At 39.4% G+C, this 15978-nt stretch carries 12 protein-coding genes and 1 pseudogene; 5 read left to right on the top strand and 8 right to left on the bottom strand.

Translation table 11 applies throughout. The features are described 5' to 3' along the window. Nucleotides 1-7: 7 nt before the first annotated feature. On the top strand, nt 8-1069 hold the full coding sequence (locus H2677_RS12795) for a PilW family protein (protein WP_212638692.1): 1062 nt from the start codon (nt 8-10) through the stop codon (nt 1067-1069). Nucleotides 1070-1080: 11 nt separating this feature from the next. Continuing rightward, nucleotides 1081-2241: a pilus assembly PilX family protein gene (locus tag H2677_RS12790; RefSeq protein ID WP_004950395.1), complete on the top strand. Its 1161-nt coding sequence runs from the start codon at nt 1081-1083 to the stop codon at nt 2239-2241. A 58-nt stretch (nt 2242-2299) separates the two neighbouring features. Here H2677_RS12790 and H2677_RS12785 read toward each other — a convergent pair whose 3' ends face one another. From H2677_RS12785 to H2677_RS12775, 3 genes and pseudogenes are all read right to left on the bottom strand, one after another. Next, complete coding sequence (locus H2677_RS12785; RefSeq protein ID WP_201897762.1) at nt 2300-4081, bottom strand: acyl-CoA dehydrogenase C-terminal domain-containing protein; 1782 nt, start codon at nt 4079-4081, stop codon at nt 2300-2302. A gap of 160 nt (nt 4082-4241) precedes the next feature. After that, a complete protein-coding gene (locus H2677_RS12780) occupies nt 4242-6044 on the bottom strand; it encodes an acyl-CoA dehydrogenase C-terminal domain-containing protein (protein ID WP_039047046.1) in 1803 nt (600 codons plus the stop codon). A gap of 481 nt (nt 6045-6525) precedes the next feature. Beyond that, nucleotides 6526-6903, bottom strand: a pseudogene (locus H2677_RS12775) (heavy-metal resistance). A gap of 130 nt (nt 6904-7033) precedes the next feature. On the opposite strand from H2677_RS12775, the gene baeS reads away from it, so the two are divergent. Together baeS and H2677_RS12765 are read left to right on the top strand one after the other, a co-directional pair. Further along, on the top strand, nt 7034-8701 hold the full coding sequence (gene baeS / locus H2677_RS12770) for a sensor histidine kinase efflux regulator BaeS (RefSeq protein ID WP_212638691.1): 1668 nt from the start codon (nt 7034-7036) through the stop codon (nt 8699-8701). Nucleotides 8702-8748: 47 nt separating this feature from the next. Beyond that, nucleotides 8749-9432 (top strand): response regulator, encoded by a 684-nt coding sequence (locus H2677_RS12765; protein WP_004908887.1) that lies wholly within the window; start codon nt 8749-8751, stop codon nt 9430-9432. 45 nt (nt 9433-9477) lie between these two features. Here H2677_RS12765 and H2677_RS12760 read toward each other — a convergent pair whose 3' ends face one another. The 4 genes from H2677_RS12760 to H2677_RS12745 all read right to left on the bottom strand — a co-directional run bounded on the left by H2677_RS12760 (nt 9478) and on the right by H2677_RS12745 (nt 14476). Continuing rightward, entirely contained in the window at nt 9478-10554 is a 1077-nt protein-coding gene (locus H2677_RS12760; protein WP_212638690.1) for a hypothetical protein, read from the bottom strand. Between the two features lie 597 nt (nt 10555-11151). Beyond that, complete coding sequence (locus tag H2677_RS12755; protein ID WP_212638689.1) at nt 11152-11733, bottom strand: L,D-transpeptidase family protein; 582 nt, start codon at nt 11731-11733, stop codon at nt 11152-11154. A gap of 10 nt (nt 11734-11743) precedes the next feature. After that, nucleotides 11744-13186 carry a protein adenylyltransferase SelO gene (locus tag H2677_RS12750; RefSeq protein ID WP_212638688.1) on the bottom strand — a complete coding sequence of 481 codons (1443 nt, stop codon included), beginning with the start codon at nt 13184-13186 and terminating at the stop codon, nt 11744-11746. 120 nt (nt 13187-13306) lie between these two features. After that, complete coding sequence (locus H2677_RS12745) at nt 13307-14476, bottom strand: acyl-CoA desaturase (protein WP_004908876.1); 1170 nt, start codon at nt 14474-14476, stop codon at nt 13307-13309. 211 nt (nt 14477-14687) lie between these two features. Between H2677_RS12745 and H2677_RS12740 the strand changes: the two genes are divergently transcribed. Next, on the top strand, nt 14688-15215 hold the full coding sequence (locus H2677_RS12740; protein WP_112986218.1) for an META domain-containing protein: 528 nt from the start codon (nt 14688-14690) through the stop codon (nt 15213-15215). 22 nt (nt 15216-15237) lie between these two features. Here H2677_RS12740 and H2677_RS12735 read toward each other — a convergent pair whose 3' ends face one another. Continuing rightward, nucleotides 15238-15957: a glycerophosphodiester phosphodiesterase gene (locus H2677_RS12735; RefSeq protein WP_212638687.1), complete on the bottom strand. Its 720-nt coding sequence runs from the start codon at nt 15955-15957 to the stop codon at nt 15238-15240. Nucleotides 15958-15978: the final 21 nt, after the last annotated feature.

The following is a 15978-nucleotide window of genomic DNA, read 5'->3' as shown; positions in this document are numbered from 1 at the left end:
ATATCGTATGAAAAGAACAATAGTTAATTATCGACATTCGCAAGCTGGTGTTTCTCTTGTTGAATTAATGGTGGGGTTGACCATCGGGCTTATTATCACAGGTGGGGCACTAACCATCCTTTTTTCTAATCAAAAATTGATTCTTGAAAAAGATGTAATGGATCGTTCTCAAGAGAATTTCCGCTTTGCTTCGACGACAATTACACGTTTAGTTAGGCAAGCAAATGAGTTAGGTATTCCAACAAATAATAATGAGTTAATTGTAACTTTTGATCGAACACAGCGCGATTGTTTAGGGCAAGTTAACAACTCGTGGATCAATACTTTCAAAGTGAACACAAACAATGAATTGGTTTGTGTTCTTAATAATGATGCAAATTTAACTTATGTACTCGCTAAAGATATTTCTGAAATTAAATTTTCATATGGTATTCAAAATGGAGCTAGTGCAAATTCATTAGTTTATCAACCTCGATATAGTGGTAATAGTAATACAGAGAATAGTTTAGTGGTAAATGCTTGGAATACAGTAACGAGTGTTTTAACACAGATGACGGTCTCGGAGGGTAATGGTAAACAACCCACGATCGATTTTATCGCAACTTCACATTTGTTGGCCTTAACCAAGTTGGCATCGAGTGGTGGTACTAGTCACGCTAATCCTCCAAGTAATAACTCTGGTAATCCGTCTACAGGTGGGGGCAATCATAGTGGTGGTGGATCTACCGTGGGGGGCGGTACTGATCAAAATGAAGGAGGAGACAATGAAAATGAAACTCCTCCACCAGCTGATTGCTCTGCATCAGAGTTAGGTCAGATTAAAATTAACAATACTGCTTGGCCAGATCGAACGACTCATAGCATATCTGGTATAGGTAAAGCGGGTACGGTTTCAGTCGTTGTAAGTGGAAGTATCTCTTCTAGCTGGAGAATTTCTAGAGATGGAAATACGCCTCAAGCACTGGGCACTAGCCAAAGCTATCAGCTACCAAATGGTAATAACAAGAGTATGACTTTGACTTTGACTTGTGGTTCTTCACCTACTCGAACCATTACCGTGAGTTCCTAAGGAGATTAACTATGAAAAAACAACAAGGTTCAGTTTTGATCATAACAGTAGTTATTCTATTTGTTGCAACAATGATTAGTTTGTATGCGATGCGTGGAACTATTATGCAGGACAAGATGACTGCAAATATCAATAATAAAGTCACGACAAGCAATGCCGCTGAAGATGGTGCAACTCAGTTTTTTAATTGGGCTGACAATCGATTTAAATCATTGGGTTGGCCAACCAGTAGTACTGATAAAAACTCATGGAAAGGGAATTTGGCAGATAGCTTAATTCCCTATACAAGTCCCGTTGGAGGTGTGAGTGCATCTAACGTTCAAAGTGGTCGTTACTATTGGATTAAAACCGATGCAAATATTGCAGGTTGTGCAGTTGCGAACACAAATCCTTGTTGGGATGATACTCATAAACAAGTAACCGTACAGATTACAGGGAATTTAATCAAGGGGACTGGAACTGATACGAAGATTCTTGGAGAAAGTGTTTATCAAGTTAAATTTGCTGCACCGCAAGCGGTAAGATTACCAGAGTTACCAGCCGCATTAACTTTAGCTGGTGAGGTAAGCTCATTTTCTGGTGCAAATAGTAACGTATTCAGGATTGACGGTGGGCATAAGCTCGCGATTGCGACTATGGATGCTTCTTCAAACAGTACTGTTGTAAATGGTATTCCTAGCAATCGTAGAGACTCAGCTCATTATCCTGGTGGTAGTGGTTGTCCTTCATCGGGGGCATGTGTAAAAAACACTGATCTTGGTTTGTGGGGAGATGCTAATCGAGTTATGGATTTTGTTAACTCGATTAAAAATGCTGCTGGTGTTACTTATGTGGAAGGTGATGTTAGCGGTTCATTACCAGCGTGTTCCGGGATCGTGATTATTACAGGTAGTTTAAGAACTAATGGTAATCAATGCTCATTCCAAGGCATATTGTTGGTCTTGGGGGGGAATTATGATGTTCGAGGTAATGGTGGAGATTATGTCGGTGCATTGTATGTTGCTAATATTGAACCAAATGGCAGTGGCGGTTATCAATTTTCTACCAGTCCTACCCAATTCAAGGGTGGTGGTAATATGACAATTACATATGACTCTAGCTTAATGGATAATTCAGCCAATCCAAGTTATTCATCAAAAACATCCGTTTTATCGTGGGTTGATCTTCTTTAATTAAAGAATCCAATAAAAAACGCCTGAATTTTCAGGCGTTTTTTATTTCTTAATTCAATTAAGATTGATTCGTAAAATAGTCTTCACTGAAGTTCATGATAAGATCAGAACCAGCTTCAACTTTCTTAATGCGTGCCTCTAACTCAGGCAAGATACGAGTCACAAAGTATTGAGCTAAAGCAAGTTTGTTTTGATAGAAGTCACCTGACTTATCTTTAGCAGCAGCAGCAATTTTTGCAAACATGTAGCTGAAGCTGAGTAAGCCAACCGCATGTAAGTAATCTACAGCAGCAGAGTTAGGGAACTCTACATTTTCAGCTGCTTGCTCAATGATGAATTGAGTAACTGCTTCTACTTCAGTTGCTGCATCTAAAGTTGCATCTTTAATGAAGTTCAAATCTGCATCTAATGTATTTGCAAAGTCACGAATTTCAGCGATGTATTCAGCGATGAAAGCACCACCATTCTTAATCACTTTACGACCGATTAAGTCTTGTGATTGAACACCGTTCGTTCCTTCATAGATTTGAGCAATACGAAGATCGCGGATACATTGTTCCATACCCCATTCACGGATAAAACCATGACCGCCAAATACCATTTGTGCATCTAGCGTTGCTTGGAATGCTGTATCTGTTAGATAAGCTTTAGCGATAGGTGTTAAAAGTGCAACACGGTCATTGGCTTTTTTAACAGCTTCAGCATCGGTTGAGAACTTAGTAATATCGAGCTGTTGACCGACATAAACAGCAAATGCACGTGATGCTTCATTGTTAGCACGTACGTTTAGTAACATACGACGAACGTCACCGTGAACTAAAATACTGTCTGCAGGTTTGCTTGGTGATTGAACACCTGAAGCGCTACGACCTTGTAAACGATCAGTCGCGTATTGTGCAGCATTTTGATAAGCAAATTCTGAAGCACCTAGACCTTGGATACCCATCGACAAACGTTCGTAGTTCATCATGACGAACATTGCAGCAAGACCTTCATTTTCTTTACCAACGAGGAAACCTTTAGCGCCGTCAAAGTTCATGACACAAGTCGCAGATGCTTTGATTCCCATTTTGTGTTCGATTGAACCAGCGCCTACTAAGTTACGCTCGCCTAAAGAGCCATCTTCATTTACAAGATACTTAGGTACGATAAATAAAGAGATACCACGTGAACCAGCAGGAGCATCAGGTGTCTTTGCAAGAACTAAGTGAATGATGTTTTCAGCTAAATCGTTGTCACCGCCTGTAATAAAGATTTTTGTACCTGTGATGTTGTAAGTACCATCTTCATTACGTTCAGCTTTAGTTTTAATAATACCTAAATCAGTACCAGCATGTGGTTCTGTTAAGCACATCGTACCAGACCATTCGCCTGAGTAGATTTTCGGTAAATAAGTTTCTTTTTGCTCTTGAGATGCATAGCTATTTAAAGCCATACCTGCACCCACAGATAGAAGCGGATAGAGCAAGAATGATGGATTGGTTGCGAATAACATCTCATCAGCAAGAACAGTCAGCATTTTTGGCATTGCCTGACCGCCCCATTCCTCATCAGCACCTAAGCCAATCCAACCACCTTCGGCATATTGACGGAAAGCATCTTTGAAACCAGCTGGAGTGAATACTTCACCATTTTCCCAACGAGCGCCTTCTTCATCACCTGTACGGTTAAGAGGATGAGTTACATTCTGCGCAAATTTAGCCATTTCTTCTAAAATAGCTTCAGCCGTTGCCGCATCTACATGAGCAAGTTTTTCATTAGCTTGCCAAAATTGTTCTGCGTTAAATACATCATTTAAGATGAATTTCATGTCTGCTAAAGGAGCATTGTAAATTGGCATAATCGTTCCCTTCTAGGCACAGGCTCTGTGCAAAGTGATCAAATAAAACGAACAAATAAATGAATAATCTAAATTTAGCATTGATTAAACAAAAAAAGGACGGTCAAAACTGACCAGTCCTTTTTTTGTGATGAACGTTGCATCTCACTCTAATCTATGATTAGAACGCGAAGTGTTCCGCATCAAGTTCAAACAATGGCGCAACACCAGTTGAAAGTACATCTACATGCGAGCGAACACGTGGCAGGATCTTCTTGAAGTAGAAGCGAGCAGTCGCTACTTTCGCATTGTAGAAGTCAACATCAGTTGAGCCTTCAGCCAGTTTCTCCTGAGCAACAAGTGCCATACGTGCCCATAGGTAAGCAAGTGTGACATAACCAGAGAAGTACATGTAGTCAACCGCAGCTGCACCAACTTCATCAGGGTTTTGCATTGCACGCATACCGATTTGCATCGTGATATCGCCCCATTCTTTGTTTGCAGCAGCCAATGGTGCAAGGAATTCTTGCATTGCAGCATTGTCTTTGTTTGCTTCAACAAATTTATGGATGATCTTGGTGAAGTCTTTCAACATTGCACCTTGAGTTTGCAATACTTTACGACCTAAAAGATCAAGTGCTTGAATTTCAGTTGTTCCTTCGTATATGCAAGCAATACGTGTATCACGTACAATTTGCTCCATACCGTATTCAGAAATAAATCCGTGACCACCAAATACCTGAACACCATGTTTTGCAGATTCAGAACCAGTTTCAGTTAAGAATGCTTTAGCGATTGGTGTTAACAGAGACAAGATGTTGTCAGCAAATTTACGCTCTTCTTCAGTTTCGCCTTTTTCAACGATATCTGCATACTGAGCCAATAAGTAAACAAGTGCACGACCACCTTCAGCAAATGCTTTTTGAGTTAAAAGCATATTACGAACAGCAGGGTGAACAATAATTGGATCTGCTTCTTTTTCAGGCGCTTTAGGACCTGAAAGTGCACGCATTGCTAAACGATCTTTCGCATATGCTAAAGCACCTTGGAAAGAACCTTCAGATGCAGCAAGACCTTGAACGGCTGTACCAATACGTGCAGTGTTCATGAATGTGAACATGCAGTTTAGGCCGCGGTTTTCTGGTCCGATCAAGTAACCTTTTGCTTTATCAAAGTTGATCACACAAGTTGCGTTACCATGGATACCCATTTTGTGTTCGATTGAAGCACAACGTACAGCGTTACGCTCGCCAACTGAACCATCAGCATTTACAAGGAATTTCGGTACGATGAACAGCGAAATACCTTTAGTGCCTTTAGGTGCTCCAGGTAAACGTGCAAGAACGATGTGAACGATGTTGTCAGCCATGTCATGTTCACCAGCAGAGATAAAGATTTTCTCGCCAGAAATTGCATAGCTACCATCATCATTTGGTTCTGCTTTGGTACGAATAATACCTAAGTCTGAACCTGCATGAGATTCAGTTAAGCACATTGTACCTGTCCAAACACCTGATACAAGGTTTGGCATATACGTCGCTTTTTGTTCATCAGAACCATGGTGTTCAATTGTACGAACAGCACCATGAGAAAGACCTGGGTACATACCCCAAGACCAGTTCGCTGTACCGACCATTTCAGAGATGGTAATCCCTAAAGAGTTTGGTAACGCTTGACCACCGAATTCTTCATCAGCAGATAAAGATGGGAAGCCAAGTTCGATATATTTTTGATACGCTTCTTTGAAACCAGTAGGCGTAGTAACAACACCGTCATTCCAAGTACAACCTTCACGGTCGCCTGATTGGTTGATAGGAGAAAGTTCATTCTCACAGAAATCTGCCGCTGCTTCTAAATATTGATCAACCAATTCACGGCTTACGGTGCCCTGAAATGCAGGCAGTTTTGCGTAATGTGCTTCAGCATTTAATAATTCGTGCAATACGAACTGCATATCACGTAAGGGTGCTTTGTATTGTGGCATAGCGGGTTCCTCAATACTGGTCAAACCAGAGTTATAATCTTAGTCAATGATAAATGTGCCCAATTAATGGCACCATTTTGTACCGCTAATCCTGCAACAAGTTATAGTTTGGTACAAGCTATTACAGGTCATTTCTTAGTGACTGCGAAGTCAAAGATTGTCATTTTGCCTGTATAAGCACTGAGATTGTATGTGTTTTTTCTAATTTTTACTTGTACTGCTTGTTTAAAATCGTAAGCAGCTGTGTAGTGGTTATTTTGATCTGAATTGATGAAGATAATGTGAGTGAGATCATCGGAATCAATGTTTTCACGATTTATTATGGCGCAACTTTGCAGACTTTCATCAGGTTTTTATTTTTAGATTACTTTTTAGAAATTGAATGTAATCAGTACTCTTGAGTAATTATTAGTTATGATTTTATAAGTATCTCGTATGCATTTATAAAAAAAGGCGCTGTGAAGCGCCGTGAGGAAGAGGGTTAAGTGGTTGGATGCATTTGACGCTTAAATTGTGATTGATCAGGGCTGAAACGGACTTCACATGTACCTTCGATGACACGATTATTCCATTGAATATTCACGCGTTCACCAATGCGCTTTCCTTGACATGCTTGTTCGATCTTCGCTTTTTGAGCTTGATGATGTTGACGCATTTGTTCACGTTGTTCTAAACGCTGCTCACGTTTAGCTTGCCACTCGGCACGCTGTTCTGGGCTAAGATTTTGGCGTTACATTGTATGATGACGATGATGATCTCTATTCATATTTTGTTCAGCAGGCGTAGTGGATTGGCAAGCTGCTAAAGCTAGTGTTGAACCGAGAACTGTGCTTAAAATTGCAATCTGAGTCTTCTTCATTTTTTATCCAGTAAACTACTTGCTCATTGATGAATTAAAGATTAGACAATAATGATGAAGAAACAATGGAGAGTTTTTTTCTGACATGTTGGTTACAATCAAAAGGTAGATCCATGTTGAGACTATATATTTGAGTATCCGTCGTATTCCTATAGCTTTACGCTTATTCCTAACCGTCTTGTTAACAACTTTGTTGATCGCCACGATTAGTTTGGGGATTTTACATTGGACGATGCAAAAGAACTTTGCTCGATATGTTGCCGATGTGGAAATGCAAAAGTTAGATCGTTTGATTGCCAATTTGGGGAATGTATATAACGTTTATCAAGATTGGGGGAATGCGATTCAGGCGCAAATTTTACAAATCGAAGGAACTGCCGCACCAGATGACTATGATCGTTTATCACAGTGGTGGTTGCGTCGTCAGTATGACATTGCTTTGCAGCAAAGATACTTTAATGAACATACTTTATTAAGCATGTCTCCAAGCTTATCGCAAAATAATGCGGAAATAAGAAATCGCCAAATTTTTAATACCGAAGAGCTGAATATCCTCAAGCAAAATCTGCCGTCGGAATATCAACCATTTGAGGGTTTAAAATTTCCATTAAGTCCAAGTCAATTTAAGTTAAAAAAAGATAGTTCTGAGCAAAAGTCTAATAAGCAAAATGATGATACTCAAAATGGAAAAAAACGTTTTGTTTCGATTCCAGATCGGTTGGGACTGAGTTCTCGCTTGTCTCTTTATGATGCAAAACATCAATTTGTTGTTGGTGAACCCGCAACAGATCAAATCTCTTACCGTCCGATTATGGTAGGGCAACAAGTAGTGGGTTATTTAGGTTTAAAGCCTGTACTTGATCAAGATGATGCCTCAAGTATTAATTTCTTTAGTAATCAGAAACGTTATTTATTCTTGGTTTATGTGCTGACTGTATTGTCGAGTTTGGTTGCAGCATTGTTGATGGCAACTTATTTTAAAAAGCCAATCCAGCGCTTATTAAAAGCGACCTCAGAATTGACCAAGGGTAACTATCAACACCAGGTAGCGATTAAGCGTAATGATGAATTAGGCGATTTATCTAATCAGTTGAATCATTTGGCTGATATTTTGCACCAACATGAAGAGTCACGTCGTCAATGGGTTGCTGATACTTCGCATGAGTTAAAAACGCCTTTAGCTGTATTACAGGCACAAATTGAAGCGATGCAGGACGGGATTCGCAAGGCAACACCAGAGCACCTAAATGCCATGATGTTGCAAGTCTCTAGTTTGAAAAAATTAACTCAAGATTTAGCTGATTTGGCTCAAGCTGATGCTCAACAACTCAAATGTTATTTTGCTGATGTAAATCCTTGGGAGATTATTCAGCAAGAAGTTGAAAACTTTAAATCAACTTTTGAACAGCATCAGTTAGAAGTCTCACTTTCTGGCGAAGGAGCGATTCTTTCATTAGACCGAGATCGATTTAAGCAAATCATTGTTAACTTGTTCGGAAATAGTGTTCGCTATACCGAACAAGGTGGGAAAATACAGATTCATACTCAACAAAATGCTAAACAGTGGATATTGTATGTGGATGACAGCCCATTTGGTGTGAATGATGAGCAGTTAGCGCGTTTAGGCGAGCGTTTCTATCGTGTTGATGATTCTCGTACTCGGAGTACGGGAGGGACGGGTTTAGGCTTGGCTTTGTCTTGTAAATTGGCACAAGCATTGGGTGGTTCACTGACATTTGAGCATTCACCATTAGGTGGTTTGCGTTGTGTTCTGACTTTTCCAAAACAAATCAAATAACTTTTTATTCCTCTATTTCTGAGGATGTGATGTATAGGATGTAGACCATGAAACATATTATGTTGGTTGAAGATGAAGTAGAGCTGGCACAGTTGGTTCGAGATTATTTAGAGGCTGCTGGTTTTGAAGTCAGCATGTTTCATGATGGTCAAGATGCTTATACTCAATTTCAGCAACGCAAACCAAGCCTGATGATTTTAGATTTGATGGTGCCACGTATGGATGGATTAACGATTTGTCGTAAAGTCCGTGAGCAATCAGATTTACCAATTATTATGGTTACTGCACGTACTGAAGAAATCGATCGTGTGTTGGGGCTGAATATGGGGGCTGATGACTATATCTGTAAGCCATTTAGTCCGAAAGAGTTAGTTGCGCGAGTGCAAGCCGTGTTACGTCGCTTAGAGCGAAAAGCTGAGCCTGAACAGAATGATTTATTCCGTATTGATAAAGCTCAGCAACGGATTTGGTATCAACAAAAAGCACTGACGCTGACGCCAACAGAGTTCCGTTTATTAGAATTGTTTTTAGAGCATTTAGGACAAGTCTATTCACGTGCGCAGCTTTTAGATCACATCAATCCTGACAGCTTTGATGTCGCGGATAGAGTGATTGATAGTCATATCAAAAACCTTCGTCGCAAAATTACAGAAGCTGCTGACACAGGTAATCGTCATGAGTGGATACAAGCTGTTTATGGGGTCGGTTATCGTTTTGAATACCCTGAATAATTTTATGCTAGCCTTATGTAGATCATAAGGCTAGCTTTTCTTTTTTTAGAAACACACCAAAAAACACATGATTTGTGACTTATCTAAACTTACATTAATCGTATCGCCATCTTTGGGGATGGTCACAGGTTTCTCAAAAGAAGTTCCTTCTTTCACAATATAATTCCAGCGAGCAATTTGGTCGTTTGAGCCGACATATTGATTCCCCACATAAACATCAGTTCGCCCAACGACTTCAGTATGGCTAACATTTTTTTCATAAGAAAAATTTGCAATGAGAATGTATTCACCAGCAGGTAAGTTGGTAAATTTAAAACGTCCTTGATCATCTAAGATACGCGTAGACATGAAATGTTTGAGAATAGATTCTGGAATATGAGTTGGCAGCTTTTGATCACGTTTAACTTTTTCATACCAAGCTTTAAATTCATCTGTCATCCAAATTAAACCAACAGCTTGTGTTCCTTTGGGTGGATATTGTTTTTTTGCAAGAATTGCACCTTTGTAGAATGCTTGTCCTGTGATTGTTGAATTACCAACAGGGCGAATTTCAGCTGTTGCTTGTTTCAGTGATTTTATTTTGACCACTTTACCCGCGAGACAATCCTGCATCGCTGTTCGTGCTTGAGCTAAACCATCATAGTCAAGTGTGTAAATCGTAGCATTGTTCAATTTTAACTCTAGGTTCTTTTCTTGATCACGCATGGATTTAAGCGTTTGCTGAATATCTCCTGTGTTGACTGCAAGCATACCTGTACTTGAGCTTGGCAAAAGTTGAGCTTTTAGGGGTGTCACAGCTAAATCTTGCTGTCTGAGTTCGACTCGCATTTCTTCTGGTGTATGCGTGGTAGGAATGTTTTTACCTTGAAATAGGATCGTTGCATGTGAAGTTTTTTTTGTAGCACCAAAAATAGAAAAACTGTTTTCAGTATCTTTAGTAGAAATAAATCGAATAGCACAGTTGAGTTTAGGTTGGTTTAAGTCTTGTTTTAGCATCCAAACGCCAAGAGGAGATCTTGAAATGATTTGTGTATCTTCATCAAATGAAGGTGCCGCATGCAGCAGACACGAACTGGAAAGTGCAAAAGCAAATAGTATTTTGGTAAGTGTGTTGAAAGGCATCTGAAAACTAATCCTAATCATGTGTAGTTTATTGTTTTAAACCCAAGTCGCTATGTTTCATTTCAATTTGAATGTATATGCTAAATTCACCATGAATTCTAGTCACTAAAGCAGAGTGCTGATCCAAAATTTAAAATCACCAAATCTTGGGAAGAGATTATATTGTGCTGTTCGAATTTTATACAAATTTTACTATCTTAGGCCTAAGACTTAAAAGACTAACAACGAATTTCATTGAGAGCTTATTGTTTACATAACTTTGTTAGGGTGTTCGGATGTGGAGAATTTTTTCACAAAGAGATAAATCTAATAAGAAAAATGAGCCTTTAATTTTATCCTGTGGATAACCACAGTATTATCCACAGAAAATGTGGATAGTTTGATAATGATTTTGCAGAAATAATCTACTGGTAAAGTACTTATAGAAGCAATCAACGGTCTAGTATTAAGTGTATTTTATTAATTTACAAAAGCTTATGCTGATATTTTAAGTGCTGGGGGATATAAATCTAGATGATGAACTTATGCTGTGACTAAGCCTTGTCCAGTTTAATCACAATACTTATCCCTAACACAGCTTCAATAGGTTTGATTCAATTATGGATGAATAATAATTTGTGTGCCATTTTTAACAAGTTGCCAAATTTCATCCATATCAGCATTTGTCACAGCAATACATCCTAAAGTCCAGTCTTTACGAGGCATGTAAGTGGCACTCGCAGGGAATGATATTGCAGGAGTAGGGACTGTGCCATGAATCATCACATCACTGCCCGCTGACTTTTGCCTTTGCTTTGCATAAGCGAGATCATTCGCATTTGGATAGGAGATATGCAAAGATTTATAATAAGCACTTTGAAGATTGCGCCAGTCGATTGTATAAGTGCCTTCTGGTGTTTTACCGTCACCTTCAAATTGTTTATGCCCAACTGGATTAAAACCTAAGCGGATCGGATAGCTTCGAATGACTTGATCATGGTGTTTGAGTTTTAGTTGCCTTTGTTGTTTAAAAACTTCAATTGTGGTTACAGGCTTAGTCTTATTAATCTCTTGTATTTCTTGAGCTGAAAGGGCTGGATGAACAGGAGCTAAGCTAGGAATAAACTTTTCATATTTATAAAAAGCTAATCCTAACAAAATAACCAGTAATGCAAATCCAATAGCCAGCCCTAATTTCATACAATATCTTCTATGATGAACAACTTACTGATATTTCAGGTACATCACTTGGAAGTGGGGCAGTATCTTGTTCAGTTTCTAAGTCTAGTTGTCGTGTGTAGGGTTGATTTAGCAACTTGAATAAACGATCAACTTCACTAAAGTCTCCACGTTCCGCTTGTTCAATGGCTTTTTGAGCCATGTGATTACGCAAAATGTATTGAGGATTCACTTGTTTCATTACAGCATCTAATTCATCCGTATCCTGATGTTCTCGAATTGTTTGATACTGTTGGAGAAAGCTATCAAACTGACGGATATCTAAACAATCATCACGAAGAGCTTTATATTGCTTATCCTGAAGGCGAATAAAACTTTGCGTATAGTCCAGTTGTTCTGTTTGTAATATTCGTAAGAATGCAAAACTGCAATCCAAGCTGTCTTTATGGAAATGTGGCAGTCCCATTTTTTGGCACAAGCCTTGACCATAATGCGCTAAAAAAGCTGGCTCAAACTGTTCTAAACATTTTGCCAAATCGAGTTTGAACTGTTCTTTTTGTTCAGGTTTGGCTAGCGGAATCAGATTATTTAACCACGTCCACAGATTCCAGTGTCCAATGCTTGGTTGATTCTGATAGGTATAACGCCCCTGATAATCTGAGTGGTTATTGATCCAATTCGGACGGAAACGTTCCATAAACCCATATGGACCGAAATCTAAAGTTGAACCTGTGATATTGAGATTATCAGTATTCATCACACCATGAGCAAAGCCCACCAATTGCCATTTCGCGATCATGATTGCAGTACGCTCAATCACGCTTTGAGCAAATGCGAGTATTGGATTCTCTGATTGTAGGCATTCTGGATAATGCCATTCGATACATTTTTCAGTGAACTCGGTTAATAATTCAGGTGCGTATTGATTGATCCATTCAAAATGACCGAGACGAATATGACAATCCGAAGTGCGTAATAACATCGCACCAAGCTCTAAAGTTTCACGTTGTACGCCTTGCGTAGAGGTAGTGAAACCTACCGCATGACTTGAAGCTACACCAAGTGCATTGAGTGCATGACCCGCAAGATACTCTCGAATTACCGAGCGAAGAACAGCACGACCATCACCCATACGTGAGTAGGGAGTAGACCCAGCACCTTTTAAGTGTAAATCGATAGTTTCGCCATGCTTGTTGAGTATTTGTCCGATCAATAATCCTCGGCCATCACCCAATTGTCCAGCCCATTGACCAAACTGATGACCCGCATAAACCATGGCTAAAGGTGGGAAGTCGGTAAAGGTTTTTTGACCGCTGCAAATTTCAACCCAGTTAGATTTATCATCTGCATTCCAAAGTAATTCATCTGCCAGGGCCTCATTAAAGTGACCTGCTTTTGCACCACGTAAAGGGCTTGGTTGTTGCTGGTGATAGAGCTTAGGATTCAGTGAATTGTAACGGGGATTAAATTGCATAAAAATAAGGTCAAGAGATGGGTTGAGTAATCACTATATCAAATATAGGTTTGAATAGGCGAATGCTTATAGGCATAAAAAATGGCCTCATTGAGAGACCATTTTGATTGAGTAAATTGATTACTCTGAAACAGGTGCTTTTTTAATATTTCGAACTAAAGTTTCTAAGCATTCACGGTGATGAGCAAGACGATGTTCAAGCAATTGGAAATCAACTTTAAGCTTATGATCCATTTGATGAATCTTTTCAGCCATAGCCGCTTTTTTAGTTTGAAGTTCTTGCTCTTTCAATTTAGCCCAATCATTTAAGGTATTGGTAAATGCTTCATATTCTTGAGCAATACGTTGTTTCATCTGAGCAATATCTGTATTGACATCATGACCATAAATCGCAAGGTCTTGTTCAGCATACTTAAACTTCATCGCAAGTTCAGCTTTTTGGATGTTGAAGCTAGGAATGCGGCGTAAGTTTTTGGCTAAACCAAGTTTAGAGCTTGTCCAAATTAACCATTTAGTTGGATCATATTGCCACCATTTCACGCCGTTACGGTAATCGTATTGGAAAATATGGTGATAATTATGGTAACCCTCACCCCAAGTGAGAATCGCTAAAATGAAATTGTCACGTGCTGTGTTTTCGTCAGTATATGGACGTTTACCCCACATATGACAAAGCGAGTTGATAAAGAAGGTAACGTGATGGCTAATGAATAAACGAATTAAACCACCAAGTAGTAATACGCCCCAAACATCGCCAACAAGCCAACCGATTGGTAATAGAAGACCTGCATGCACTGCAATCACTAATGGAACATAATATTTATGTTGGAACATGACGAGCTTGTCATTTAACAAGTCAGGTGCATTTTTATAGTTTGGTTCAGCCGCAGGGTAGTTGCGTAACATCCAACCCATGTGTGCATACCAAAAACCGTTATTAATCGAATAAGGATCTTGATCGACATCATCAACATGGCGGTGATGAGTACGGTGACCTGAAGCCCAAAACAAAATACTGTTTTGAACCGCAAAAGTACCAGCAATCATCAGTAAGATTTTAAGAGGTAAAGCTGCTTCATAAGCACGGTGTGCCCATAAACGGTGGTAGCCAGCGGTAATACCTAAACTGCTTACAGCCAGTAAAAAGAACATGCTAATCCATGCGCCCATACTGAAGTCATGATGGTAGCTATAGATTGGAACCGTAATTAGCGCAACGATTGGTAAAAATACCAATGCAAAAATTGCAATCCAATTAATGGGTGCTTTCTTGAGTGGGGCGGAATTCATATCCGTCAGCGCTCCTAATAATCTTGTTTGCACAAGATAATAAAACTAAACGAGATAGCAAAACCAATCATGACGATATATTGCTATTTTATCACTGATATTAGCATGCCCAGATTCATAAGCACTAGTATTATTGTACAGTTGTATCGAAAGAACAGTAACAGAATTCATTTGTTAATATGGTCAATGAATTAAAAGGTGAACTAAATCAATGTCTGAGCAAATTACCGTGAAAAATATCATTTCTTATTTGAAGGCATTTTTTAACAAAAGTTTAATCATATCGACAGCTCTTGTGATTTCGGCTTGTCAAAGCCAACCACAAACGACCCAGTCTAAAACCTTGCAGCCAAAACGTGTGAATCAACTTCCAACGCTACAAGTTCGTAAGAGTACAGATGGTGTGCAAGATGTAACATGGCAAATTACTCACATTCATAACAAAAGGGCATTATTCTTTAATCAATATCCAAATTTCGCTCTTAATTCTGCAACAAACCTAGTCTCTGGTCATACAGGGTGTAATAACCTATATGGTCGTTATACGTATAACTTTGCGCAACACAGATTAGATTTTGATGTGATGGCTGGACATAATAGTTGTGACAAGGCTTTGGCACAAGAAGCTGATTTAATGGACTCCATGCAGCGTGTGAAAAAGTTTCAGTTTGATGGGACGAATTTATATTTGTTAGATGAAAAAGGTCAGCGCCTAATTCAAGCCCAACGGCAAAGATAAAGACGACATAAGTCGTCTTTTTTTACAGCTTGAGGTGTTGCAGCATGAGTTTAGGGACATCTGTAATCAACCCCTCTATACCGAGTTGTTGAAGATGTTTTGCTCGATCAATGTCATTTACAGTCCAAACACTGGTTTTCAAATTCGCATGCTGGGTGAGTTTGATGATCTCATCAGTGGCAAGCTGGTCTTTCCAACCTATTTGCTGACATTCATATTGTTGAGCAAGTTCAATGGCATATTCACCAATCGGGATTTCAACCAACAAACCGCGTTTATAGTGACTACGAATGTGTTGTAAGGCAGCTAAAATTTTGACATCAAAGCTAGTGATCGTTGCTGAAGTCTCAAAACCTTTTAAATCATGATGTAATTGCTCGATCAGGCGTTCGGCAGCAGCTTCATCCGCGACTGCTTTGATTTCCACTTCGATGTGGTCAAAATCTGTTAGGCATTCTAATACATGTGGCAAACTTGGGGTGTATTCTTCAAATGTCCAATGCTGCCATTGATGGCGATGATCGAATTGTTGAGCTTCAGATAAATCGCAGCTTTCAACATGTTGTGCTCGACCTGTGGTACGCACAAAATCATCATCATGAATAACTACCAGTTGCCCATCTTTGAGTTGACGTACGTCAAACTCGACTGCACGTATCCCCAGTCCATGTAGATAGCGAAATCCACCTAGTGTATTTTCAGGGGCTTCGCCTCGTGCACCACGATGACCAATGATTCGCATTTCGACTCACCTTAGAAATAA

This window comes from Acinetobacter junii, assembly GCF_018336855.1.
GTDB lineage: Bacteria > Pseudomonadota > Gammaproteobacteria > Pseudomonadales > Moraxellaceae > Acinetobacter > Acinetobacter junii.
Note: the sequence above shows the minus strand (reverse complement) of the source record. Positions and strands in the feature narration are given on the sequence as shown.